The sequence below is a fragment of the Arthrobacter sp. Z1-15 genome, assembly GCF_054792395.1.
Window position 1 is genome coordinate 295,819 of the sequence record NZ_CP096454.1, and the last position, 11,853, is coordinate 307,671.

The 11,853-nt window shown below is 63.4% G+C and carries 8 protein-coding genes; 2 read left to right on the forward strand and 6 right to left on the reverse strand.

Annotated elements, in window-relative coordinates; all coding sequences use genetic code 11:
• The first annotated feature begins 288 nt into the window (after positions 1-288).
• Together M1D40_RS01480 and M1D40_RS01485 are read left to right on the forward strand one after the other, a co-directional pair.
• A complete protein-coding gene (locus M1D40_RS01480; protein WP_461169947.1) occupies positions 289-762 on the forward strand; it encodes a hypothetical protein in 474 nt (157 codons plus the stop codon).
• 245 nt (positions 763-1,007) lie between these two features.
• On the forward strand, positions 1,008-1,313 hold the full coding sequence (locus M1D40_RS01485) for a hypothetical protein (protein WP_341395399.1): 306 nt from the start codon (positions 1,008-1,010) through the stop codon (positions 1,311-1,313).
• Positions 1,314-1,332: 19 nt separating this feature from the next.
• On the opposite strand, the gene M1D40_RS01490 is transcribed toward M1D40_RS01485, so the two are convergent.
• From M1D40_RS01490 to M1D40_RS01515, 6 genes are all read right to left on the reverse strand, one after another.
• Positions 1,333-2,262, reverse strand: coding sequence for an NADP-dependent oxidoreductase (locus tag M1D40_RS01490; protein WP_341395400.1), 930 nt, complete (start codon positions 2,260-2,262; stop codon positions 1,333-1,335).
• A 300-nt stretch (positions 2,263-2,562) separates the two neighbouring features.
• Complete coding sequence (locus tag M1D40_RS01495) at positions 2,563-3,342, reverse strand: hypothetical protein (protein ID WP_461169948.1); 780 nt, start codon at positions 3,340-3,342, stop codon at positions 2,563-2,565.
• Positions 3,343-3,988: 646 nt separating this feature from the next.
• Positions 3,989-4,921: an RluA family pseudouridine synthase gene (locus M1D40_RS01500; RefSeq protein ID WP_461169949.1), complete on the reverse strand. Its 933-nt coding sequence runs from the start codon at positions 4,919-4,921 to the stop codon at positions 3,989-3,991.
• Between the two features lie 151 nt (positions 4,922-5,072).
• The gene (locus M1D40_RS01505) at positions 5,073-5,609 is read right to left on the reverse strand and encodes a MarR family winged helix-turn-helix transcriptional regulator (protein ID WP_461169950.1); all 537 of its coding nucleotides are present in this window, start codon (positions 5,607-5,609) and stop codon (positions 5,073-5,075) included.
• Positions 5,610-5,802: 193 nt separating this feature from the next.
• Positions 5,803-6,612: an Fpg/Nei family DNA glycosylase gene (locus M1D40_RS01510; protein ID WP_461169951.1), complete on the reverse strand. Its 810-nt coding sequence runs from the start codon at positions 6,610-6,612 to the stop codon at positions 5,803-5,805.
• A 44-nt stretch (positions 6,613-6,656) separates the two neighbouring features.
• On the reverse strand, positions 6,657-11,795 hold the full coding sequence (locus M1D40_RS01515) for a DNA glycosylase AlkZ-like family protein (RefSeq protein WP_461169952.1): 5,139 nt from the start codon (positions 11,793-11,795) through the stop codon (positions 6,657-6,659).
• Positions 11,796-11,853 lie beyond the last annotated feature (58 nt).

Below are 11,853 nucleotides of genomic sequence, written 5' to 3' on the forward strand. Positions count from 1 at the left end.
TCAGTGTGGTGCAGCAAGGTCACTGCGACTCCCTCGGTTTATTCCAAATGGGTAACTCAGGTAACCCTTACTTAGGGTGACCTTTACGTCAAACTAATGTGACGTAATTGGGTCAGCCCCCGACATGCCGCGGAATTTGGCTACAATTGTGCGCGCCGCGCGAGACGCTTAATCCTCAGGTGGTGCCGGGAAGGGGATATCAGTAGGCTTACTAAAGAGGGTCTGCTGGACCTCCCGGTCTTAAACCCCGGGGACCGGCAGGCAAACGCAGACGGAAAGGCAGAGTTGATGGACGAGCAGAGCATTCCCGATCCCGAGCTGGGCAGCGACCCCGCACTGGCCGACGACATTGCCGACGTAGCGACTCCTGACGAGGTAGCCGACGTTCCGTTGGAGGATCTGACGGATGCGGATGACCTGAGTAACGTCGACGAGCTGATTGACCCCGAAGACCTGAACTACCCGGGGGCGGCGGAGGATAATCCGGACCGCTGGCAGGAGGACCCGCTGGTGAAGGAAGATCCACTGCTCAACGAACCCGGTGTCCTGTCCGACCAGACGCTGCGGGATGAAACCGCCGAAGAACGCTTTGAAGACGGGCAGTCCCAGGTTCCTCCGGAAGTGCCCACCATCGGAGAAGCGGCAAGCGATGTCGATTTCGACGACCCAGTCGCTGCGGATGAAGAAGATGGCAGCGACGATCCGGCCCACCTGGGCGGTGACCCTCTGGCTGACTTCAGCCCGGAGGATAACGAGCTCTAATCGGTTGGGCTGCGGTCAAAGCCGTTGAAGTAGCCGTTGGAGCAGCCGTTGAGGCAGGTGCTGTCCGTGAAAGCGGTGACGTACAGCCGCGACGGCTGTCCCGACGGCGTGGTTTGCGGGAGGTGCCGGAGCCCAAAACAGGTCCGGATTCCGTCCTGGTGCAGGTTTTGGTCCTTCCGGCTGAGCACGAAGGGGCACGCAGGCGGGAAAACCGCGGGACCGCGGTAACCGTCTAACCTGTTTTCATGCCTTCTTTCCGAGCCCAGCTGAATATTACGGGGCTGAAACCCGGCACACCCCCTGAAGCAGTGATGGAGACTGCCGTGGCCGCTCTGGCAGCCAGCCACCATGTTGAAGCCAACCAGCTCGACATTGTCAGTGGCATACCGCGCATCACCCTGCGTTTCATGGTGCCGGACAATGAATGGTCGCTGGAGAACTCCCAGGCGAAGCGGGCGGCAGCCAATATGCGTCATGCGGTGGACGGCGTGGCTGAGGCGGAACGCCTGCGCGTCCTGCGGCGGCAGCGGGGACGGTGGGTTCCGCTCTGAGGGGTTCTGTTCCGTGCGACTAGAAGAGCAGCACCAAGCGTCCCCGGACTCCACCGGCTTCGAGCCTGCGGTGCGCTTCTGCGGCGTCGTCTGCTGACAGCCGGTCAGCAACCCGGAGAGTCAGTGTGCCGTCTTCCACCAAACGGCGCAGTGCCTCCAGCTTTTGGCCTGAATGGTATTCGTCCCGGACTGCAACCGGATGAACCGTAACTCCGCGGCCGGGGTTTTCCTGCCACCAGCGGAACGTTGCGAAGCCGCCGCCGTCCTTCACTGCCGGCACAGCCTTTTCATTCATGACGGCGGCATCGGCGAGCGCATCAACTCCGTCAGGGAAGAACTCTCTGATGTGCTGTGCGGCATCGTCACCGCGCTCCACCATGTAATCCGGCCCCAGATCGGCAACCAGCGCGCGGTCTTTGCCGGCGGCGTCGGCCACCACCACCAGACCTGCCTGCTTGGCCAGCTGCACCAGATAATTGCCCAGCGTTCCCGCCGCACCCGTTACCGCAAGAGACTGTCCGGGCTGCAGGTTGAGCTTTTCCAGGGTCTGCACTGCAGTCAGACCGTTCATGGGAAGAGTGGAAGCTTCGGCGAAATCCGTACCATCCGGAATATGTGCCAGAGAGTCTGCCGGCGCAACCAGATATTCGGCATAGGCACCGCCGTGGGCGCCCAGGGGCAGGGCAATCGTCATGACTCTGTCACCGACCTGCCATCCGTCGGCGCCGTTCACCTCGTCAATAATCCCTGCTGCGTCCATTCCGGGAACGGCCGGCATTCCGATATCTCCTTTGCCCTGTCCTCCGGCCCGAAGTACGGTATCCGTCGGACTCACGGCTGCTGCCTTGACGCGAATGCGCACTTCTCCCGGCCCAGCGTGCGGCTCCGGAACCTCCATCGCTGTCAGGGCCTCGGGGCCGCCGAACTTTTCCACACCGATGATCTTCATACCCGGCGGCAACCACTGCCGTCTGCTGGGTATTCCTGCAGGGCGGCTGGCAGGTTGGGGCGGGCGGGTTGGGGCGGGGAGGGTAAGCCGCGCCGGAGACGGGTAAGCCGGGCCGGAGACGGGTAAACCGGGCGGATAAATCGAGGGTGGGTTAATCGAGGGCGGGTAAGCCAGGGCTGGGCGGCGGGAGAGGGTAAGCCAGGGCTGGGAGAAGGGCGGGCAAGCCGGGGCTGGGCGGCGGGAGAGGGTGAGCCGGGGCGGGATGAGGAACAGAACGGCACGTCCAAGGCAGGTGGGCGGCTACTGAAGGCGGCGCTCGTTCCTCCGCCGTTCATGGTCCACCTGATGCCGGCGTGAACCAGCCGAGACGAGCACGAGGAAAGCTGCTGCTGCTGCCGCTGCCCCGACAACAGACGATTCCGGTGCCGCGCTAAACCGTTCAGCGGCCACGCACCCCAGTGCCCAAACCGCTGCCAGCGCCAGGGACAAGTGTCCCCGGTCCGTCATGCATACGATGTTTATTCCCACGGTCACGGTGATCAGTGCGACCGATGCCCAGGTGTTGCCGCCCCATCCGGCCAGATCTGCATCCGAGCGCGTCAGGAGGAAGGCAAGGGAAGTGCTGAGTGTGAAGACGCCTGCGGCAAGGAACATGCCAAGGGGCACATCGGTCAGGATGCCCTCAGTCCACGTAGGTGCCGGTCTGGCGTTGATGCGGGCAATGCTGAACAGCCCCAGAGCGGTTTGAGCCGCACCGACAATCAGCATGCCGGTTGCTGCCCCGGTAACGGCAGCCAGCAGCCAGCCCAGCGCCAGGATCTCCGCTGCCAGAATCAGCCAGCCGAACCAGGTATGCCGGGGATTCGTACGGTGCCGGGGAAGCCACTGGTACACCGCATACAGGAACCATCCGGCAACCATCGGCAGCCACAGCCACCACACCATGGCGGCCGGTGCCACCAGGGATCCGGCCGGGCTAAGAGCACCCTCCGGATCAAGCGCCGGGAACCGATTGCCTGTGTCAGCTGAAACGATGGCGGAAACGGTGTACGCCACAACCGCTGCTGTCGCTGCGGTCACTGCCGTCCTGCGGATGAGGTCAACCGATGGGGCCGTCCGGTCCGCCGGCTGCGATCCGGGTATTTTGCTCTGCACCGGAGAAGGTGCACCCGATGCTGCGCGCCTCGTCTGTTTGCCGTTCCGCAGCTCGGGAGGCTCCACGGGAGGAGAATGTTGTTGCCGGAGCAGGGAGCGGGGGGAGTTGCCCTCCGCGGGTGCGGAGGCGTGGGGAACCAATGCGGGCTGTTCGGACGGATGAGGCCGGTGCTCGGGTGCTGAGGGCTGAACAACCCGTTTACGGACTGGGTTTGCCCTGGATACGCTCAGGGGCGGAGAGGGGGCCGGACCGTCCTGCAGATCGGGAAACGGCTGTTTTAGATCTGGAGACAGCTGTTTTTCAGCATCTCGCTGCGTGTCCGGAGCATGCTGTTCTCTCGGCCCGCGCTGCGGTCCGGACGGCGTCGTCGGCGGAATCATCAGGGTCCTTCCCCTGCCGGAGACAGCAGGAGCTGCCCGGAAGTTTTCACTCACCCTACCTATAGTCAAGACCGATGGGCAGAAAAACTTTCCCGGGCAGGATTCCGCGACGTGCCGGTTGGTATCGAGTGAGTATTGAATGAGTCGGTTGAATCCGGGTCCGGCTGCTTCCGGTTTAGCTGTTTCCGGGTCAGCCTTCCTGGGGCAAACGGATGTCCCGCGGCTGCGGCGCGCAGGCCAGCGTCAGTCCGCTTCGGTACTGCACGGGTTGCCTCGTCAGCGGGTCGACAAACTCAACAGAGCGGGCGAGCAGCTGCAGCGGCCGGGTGTAGTCGTCAGGTGCCTGCGGCAAGAGCTCCGGGTAGAACGAATCGTTCAGGATGCCGATTCCCAGTGAAGCCATATGCACACGCAACTGATGGGTTTTTCCGGTATGCGGCTGCAGGCGGTACCTGCCCACGCCGTCGTGCGCTTCCAGGAGCTCGACGCGTGTTTCCGCATTCGGTTCGCCCTCCACCTCCTGCGCCAGCAGGTAGGTACGTGACTTGATCATGCGGCTGCGGACGATGCGCGGGAGTTCAAGGTCGGTGCGCACCGGAGCGACAGCCTCGTACTCCTTGGAAATCCGCCGTTTTTCGAAAAGTGTTTGGTACTTTCCACGGGTTTCCGGGTTGGTTGAAAACAGCAGGACTCCGGCCGTCATCCGGTCCAGCCGGTGCATCGGAATGAGGTCCGGAATGTCCAGCTGCACTCGAAGCCGCACCAGCGCGGATTCGGCCACATACATCCCTCCGGGTGTGGTGGGCAGAAAATGCGGTTTGTCGACAACCAGCAGGTTCTCGTCCTGGTGCAGGATGTTGATTTCCACCGGCAGCCGCTTCTCCGGAGGAAGCTCACGGTAATACCAGATGAAGGTGTGCTCGTTCAGGGGTGTGCGTTGCGTCAGCGGAATTCCGCCCACACCTACCACTTCGCCACGGGCAAACCGGTCCACGATTCCGTCCGGATCGACATGGCCGAAGCGGGACAGAACGTACTCCATGGCAGTGTCCCACGGGCCCTCAACCGGCAATCGCAAGCGGGTGGCGTTCACGCCGTTGCGCACGGGGAGCGGAGATTGCATCACCCTTCCAGAGTACCCAGTGCGGCGGGTTGCCTCTGACTGACGACGGCGAGGGCCCAGCTAGCGAAAGCTTTGGCCGCTATCGAACCGTGGGCGTGGACGGAACCCGAAGGCCTTAGCGAAAGCCGTGGGCGTCAACCAAAACCGAAGGCTAGGAGGGGGCGGAGCCGTCGCCGGTGTTCTCTGCGGCTGCTGGTTTTTCATCGACCACATCGGTGAGCCGCTGGAGGAAGCCTGCAACGATCTCCGCTTCATCTGTCGAGAGGGACGCCGCCACGGCCATCATGCGGTCGTGCATCGGTCCAAGGAGCTCACGCATTTCGCGGCTCGACTTTTCCGTGGGAACCAGTTCAAGAGCTCGGCGGTCGGTGGGATGGAGCTGTCGCCGAATGTGTCCGCTGCTCACCAGCCGGTCGATCAGGGCGGTGGTCGACGCGGTGGAAATGGCGAGCAGACGGCTCACATCTGTGGGTCCCAAGCTGTTTCCCTGCTCGTGTGCCCGCATCAGGTACCGAAGAGCCTGCATGTCCTTCTCATTGATGCTCAGTGAATCGCGTGCCCGCCGGCGCATTTCCTGTTCGGCGGCGCGGTAGTCCCGCAGGGCCTTGAGCACGGTTCTGCCGGGCTCCTGGTCCGGGTCTCCCGAATACCAGAAGCCCGGCACTCCTGAAGAGGCGGTCGGACACATACCGCATATAGTACGGCGAGACCCTAGGCGTCTCCGGTTGTGGCGCGGACATGACACGGACGGGTTTGCCGTGGCGGATGAGGTCGCGCCAGAGGCGCCGGTTTGTGACGGCACGGTTGGGTGGGGGTCGCTTACGCCTGACGGAGCTGTTGATTTACCGGCCGGAGAGCTGTAACGATCTCTACCTGGGCTGCTAAGAGGAAGCCATATGGACAGCGGGCTGGCAGTGCGGACAGTAATAGAGGTCCCGCAGCTCCAGTTCGTTGTCCCCGATCAGTTGGTGCATCACTTTTGTTCCGCAGCGCAGGCACCCCCGGGTATCGCGGTTGTAGACCCACAACGGATCCCGGCCTCTGTTTCCGGTGGTTATCCGGCGGCTGCGCGTTTTATTGGCTTCGAGCAGTCGCTTGGAAAGATCGATGATCCGCGGAAGGTTCTGCACTTCTCCCACCGGTGTCAGCGGATGCACGCCCGCCAGGAAACAGATCTCGCAGCGGTACACGTTTCCGATTCCCGCGAGATTGCGCTGGTCCAGCAGCGCCAGGCCGATAGGCCGTTCGGGAACTGCCCGGATCCGCCGCAGTGCTTCGGCCGCATCCCAGTCCGGCCCGAGCAGATCGGGACCAAGGTATCCCACGGCGTCGTCCTCTTCCGCGCGCGGAAGAACGCGCAGGAAACCAAGATCGAAGCCCACCACCTGTTTTTGAGCCGTTTCGAGGATGCAGCGGGCCTTGAAGGCCGGGCGGCGCCACCGCTCACCGCGGTCGTAAACATGCCAGAGCCCCTCCATTTTGAGATGGGAATGCAGCAGCCAGCCCGTCTCGGAATTACCCAGCCGGATCAACAGGTGTTTGCCGCGGGAAACAACGTCGGCAACTGTGTGGCCGGAAAAGTCGGTGGTCGCGAACTTCGGTACCCGGATATCGCACCGGGTGACGGTCTGGCCCGCCAGCGCTGCGTTCAGTTCGCGAGCGGCACGCCATACGGTATCTCCTTCAGGCACCGGTACCTCCCGGGTGTGGAACGGTGGGGTGCAGCCAGACCGGGTCAGACACGGTACCGCAGCCCCTTTGGAGTGGTGTAGAAACCGGCGTGAGTCAGCGCCTTGGCGGCGTCTGTATCCAGGATGTCCTGCCCGTTGACCTTCTCGATGGCCATCTTTTCCGCGGCACCGCGCCGGATGATCCCGACCAGTGCTTCGGCGGAGAGTTCAAGCACTGCCGGATCTTCGGTGAAAGAGAGCAGAGTCTTGCCGCCGCGTTCGGCATAAAGCGCCAGGTTTCCGTCCACCAGGACCACCAGCGCACCGGCCTTCCGTCCGGGGCGGTGTCCGCCGTCGAGCGCCGGCCACGGCAGCGCCGCACCGTACGGATTTGCCGGGTCGGTGGCAGCCAGCGCCACTGCTGCGGGCTCCGGCTTCCGAAGTTGTGCGTCCTCGGAAAAGGACCGCAGCCGGTCAACGGTTGCGGGTACGGCGAACTGTGCCGCACCGAGCTGTTCAATGAAGTAACCGCGGCGGCAGCGCCCCATCTCTTCGAGCCGTGCAAGCACCCGGTACAGCAGGCCAAACCCGCCGGGAGTCCCTTCGCTGGCAACAGAGCCGCGGGTCAGGATTCCGTATCGGTCCATGAGCAGCTCTGCCGTTGCGTGTGCGTGGACGGTGGTGTCGGTTTCAACCGCAGGAAGCATGCTCCAGCGTCCGGCGACGAGCTGCGGTGCGTTGCGCAGAGCGGCTTGCTGGTTTCCCGCGGCGAGACGCATGGAACTTCCGGTGAGGGATGCGCCGGGAGCACGGCCGAGCCTGCCAAGCCGGGCGGTACGGGCACGGGGAGTTGCAGCGCGCTGCTTGTGTGCTGTTTTCCCGCCGGACAGCAGGGACCGGACGGGTGTGAAGGTGTCGTTGCTGATCCGGCCGGACCAGACCAAATCCCAGAGGGCACTGATGACATTGGCATCGGACGTTTCTGCGCCCTGCGCGGCCAGCGCATCAACCAGTTGGCGGAAGAAGTAGGCTCCTCCTCCGGACAGAAGATTTATCAACTGCAGCTGCAGTTCGGAGGGATCAAAATCATCAGCCGGGTTTAGCGTCAGAGGCGCGTTTTCCGCGAGATGCAGGGCAATCCAGCCGTCATTGCCGGGCAGGGAACCGGTTCCTGACCAGAGGACCTCTCCCGTGGCCGTTAGCTCATCCAGCATTGACGGTGCATAGTTGCGCACCCGGGAGGCCAGAATAAGCGGTTCCCAGGCCGACGCCGGAATAGGAACTCCGGAAAGCTGGTCGATGACGGTAACCACGCCGTCGAGTCCGCGCAGCGAGGATCCGACATTCTGCCAGACGGGCAGGAACCGGGCGAAGGTGGCCGGATCGACCGGCTCCACCTCCGACCGCAGCGCCGCAAGCGAACGTCGGCGCAGGCGGCGCAGGACATCGGCGTCGCACCATTCAGTTCCTCCCGGCGTTCCCGGAACGGTGATAACGGCGCCTGGTGTGGTGTCGACTCCGGCTGAGGCATCCAGAATGGTGGTCTCTGCGGGGCGGAACTCACCTTCAACCACCCGGCCTTCACCGGCGAGCCGCTGCAGGGTGCCGGTGACGACGGCGACACCCAGTCCCAGCCGTGCAGCAGCTTCTGCTGCCGTGAACGGGCCGTGCGTTCGGGCATACCGGCTAACCAGGTCACCCAGCGGGTCAGCCACCGGCTCAATAAAGGCCAGCGGAACCCCCATCGGGAGCGGAACACCCAGGGCATCGCGCAGACGGGCAGCATCTTCAATCGCCGCATAGCGGGAAAGTCCGGCGACGCCCACCTTCAAAGCACGGTTGCTGCGGACGAGTTCTTCGAGGAGTTCGGCGGCGTACTCCGGGGTGGCGTGCTCTGACGATGCGGCCGGTCCGGCGCCGTCGTCGGTCTCAATGCCATTGCCGGTCTCAGCCGTGTTGCTGTCGGCCGGCTGCAGGCGAACCGCGGTTTCGGACACCGTAAGCGGTCCCAGCAGCCGGAGCAGGTCCGCCGCGCCCTCGACGCCCCGGACGCGGCGGTCCGCAGCCAGCCGCTGCAGCTCGCGTTCAATCTGCGTGATGATGCGTGCGTCGAGAAGTTCGCGCAGTTCTGCTCTGCCGAGCAGCTCATTGAGCAGTGTCGGATCCAGCGAGAGTGCTGCTGCACGGCGTTCGGCCAGCGGCGAATCACCCTCGTACAGGAACGCGCCGACGTATCCAAAGAGGAGGGACCGCGCGAACGGCGACGGCGAAGGCGTGGTGGTCTCAACGAGCCGAATTTCGCGGCGCTCTATACCGGCGGCGATGTCCTTCAGCGCCGGAAGATCGTAGACATCCTGCAGGCATTCACGCACGGTCTCGAGCACGATCGGGAAAGTGGGGTACTTTTTGGCCACGTCCAGCAACTGCGCTGATCTCTGCCGCTGCTGCCACAGCGGGCTGCGCTTTCCGGGATTTTGCCTTGGCAGGAGCAAGGCCCGGGCTGCGCATTCCCGGAACCGGGAAGCGAACAGGGCGGATCCGCCCACCTCTGCCGTGACAATGGATTCGAGCTCGTCTGCTTCAAAGATGAAGAGTTCAGCACCCGGCGGCTCGTCTTCCATGAGCGGCACCCGCAGCACGATGCCGTCGTCGGACGCCATGGCCGAGCCGTCCAGTCCGTAACGCTGATGCAGGCGGGCTCCGACTGCCAGAGCCCAGGGAGCATGAACCGGCATTCCGTACGGGCTGTGCAGGACAACTCGCCAGTCTCCGAGCTCATCATGGAAACGCTCAACCACCAGCGAGCGGTCGTTCGGCACCACATCCGTTGCCTGCTGCTGATCACGCAGATACGTGATGAGGTTGTCTGCCGCCCACTCATCGAGCCCGACGGCGGCCAGGCGTTCCCGGGCTTTCGCATCATCGCTTCCGGACATTTCCCGGACGAAAGCCCCGAGCGCACGGCCCAGTTCCACCGGCCGGCCCAGCGAGTCTCCGCGCCAGAAAGGCAGTTTCCCGGGCTGTCCAAAGGCGGGGGAGACCAGCACCCGGTCGTGGGTAATGTCCTCGATGCGCCAACTGGTGGCGCCCAGGGCGAACACATCGCCTACCCGGGACTCGTAAACCATTTCCTCGTCGAGTTCACCGACACGCCTGCTGTTTTTGCCTTCGGAATCACCCACGAGGTAAACGCCAAAGAGTCCGCGGTCCGGGATGGTTCCTCCGGAAGTCACTGCAAGGCGCTGCGCACCAGGGCGTCCGGTGATGGTGCCGTCGGTCCGATCCCAGACGATCCGCGGGCGAAGTTCCGCAAACTCGTCGGAAGGGTAGCGGCCTGCCAGCAGATCCAAGGTGGCGTCGAAGGCCGAACGCGGCAGTCCCGCAAATGGTGCGGAGCGGCGGACGACGTCGAACCATTCCTCCACGTCGATCGAACCCAGTGCTGCTGCCGCAACTGTCTGCTGGGCCAGGATGTCCAGCGGATTGGCGGGTATGAAAAGGGGTTCGATTTGTCCGGCAAGCATGCGCTCGGCAACGACGGTGGAATTGAGCAGGTCTCCGCGGTGCTTCGGGAACATGACGCCCTGCGAGGTCTCTCCCACTTGGTGCCCGGCACGTCCGACACGCTGCAAGCCGCTGGCCACTGACGGCGGGGATTCGACCTGGATCACCAGGTCCACGGCGCCCATGTCGATACCGAGTTCGAGGGAACTGGTAGCCACCACGCAGCGCAGGCGTCCGGATTTGAGGTCGTCTTCGATCAGTGCGCGCTGGTCTTTGGACACAGACCCGTGGTGGGCGCGGGCCAGCAACGGCTCACTGTCTGCTGGTGAAGGTTCCGTATCTCGGTACCGGATGGAAACTCCGGCTTGTGCCATCAGTTGCGCGGGAGGCCGGGCGGTCGGTATTCCTGCAATCGGGGCCCCATTAGCCGTGCTGCTGCTGGTTCGATTGCCGGTATCGGTATCGGTATCGGTACCGGTGTCGCTGGAGTCGCGCATACCGGTGCTGACGGTGGTGCCATCCGCGAATGGTGCCCCTGCGGAGTCGTCGGTTCCCGTGGCAGCAGCGGCAGCTGCTTCCGACGCTATCGCCCCCTCTTTCCGGTAGGCATGAATTTCATTTAGCCTGGCAGTCAGCCGTTCCGCCAACCGTCGGGAATTGGCAAACACTATGGTGGAGCGGTTGGCCTCGATGAGGTCGACGATCTTTTCCTCGACGTGCGGCCAGATGCTCGCCTGAGGGGCGTATCCGCCTTCCACCGTGTCTTCAGCAGGAGGTGTGCCGCCCAAGTCCGACATGTCCTCCACCGGAACCGTCACGGTAAGGTTCCAAGATTTAGTGGAAGACGGCGCGACGATCGTGACCGGAGCATTTCCGCCGAGGAACCGGGCAACCGTTTCATGCGGTTCCACCGTTGCAGACAGGCCAATGCGCTGGACGGGTTTGTCCAGCATTGCGTCCAGTCGGGCAAGGGTTACGGCGAGGTGTGCGCCTCTTTTGGTTCCTGCAACGGCGTGCACCTCATCGACGATGACCGTTTCCACTTCCGCGAGAGTTTCCCGTGCCCGCGATGTCAGCATGAGGAACAGTGACTCGGGTGTGGTGATCAGGATGTCCGGGGGCCGGGTCAGCAGTGCCCGGCGTTCATTTTGAGGTGTATCTCCGGAGCGGACCCCAACTGTGATGGCCGGTGTCGACAGGCCCAGGCGTTTTGCCGTTTGGGTGATCCCGATGAGGGGAGAACGCAGGTTCCGTTCGACATCGACGCCGAGTGCCTTCAGCGGTGAAATGTACAGAACCTTGGTTTTGCGTTTCGGTTCCGTGTTTCGTTTACGGCCGGCGGTCTTGGCAGTTTTGCCGGGATTGATCGTGGAAGACGCGTCATTGGAGACAGCAGGAGTCGCTTGGGATGCCGGAGCTGATGCAGATTCCGACGCTGGAGCCGTTTCGAAAGCTGCAGCTGTTTCAGAAGTTATGGCCGCGGTAGTGCCGGCGGCTGAGGCAATAAAACTGTCCAGCGCCCACAGGAAGGCCGCGAGCGTTTTACCGGAACCGGTGGGTGCAACCACCAGCGCATTCGATCCTTCAGAGATGGCTTCCCATGCTCCGGTTTGAGCAGGTGTTGGCGCATCAAAGGCACCCTCGAACCACTCTCTGGTGGCGGGGGTGAACTTCTGCAGCACCGAAGCTCCCGATGTCATGCGACCTATTCTTCCGCACTGCCCTGACACTTTTGACCCTTGAAGGGGCGGTTTGGCT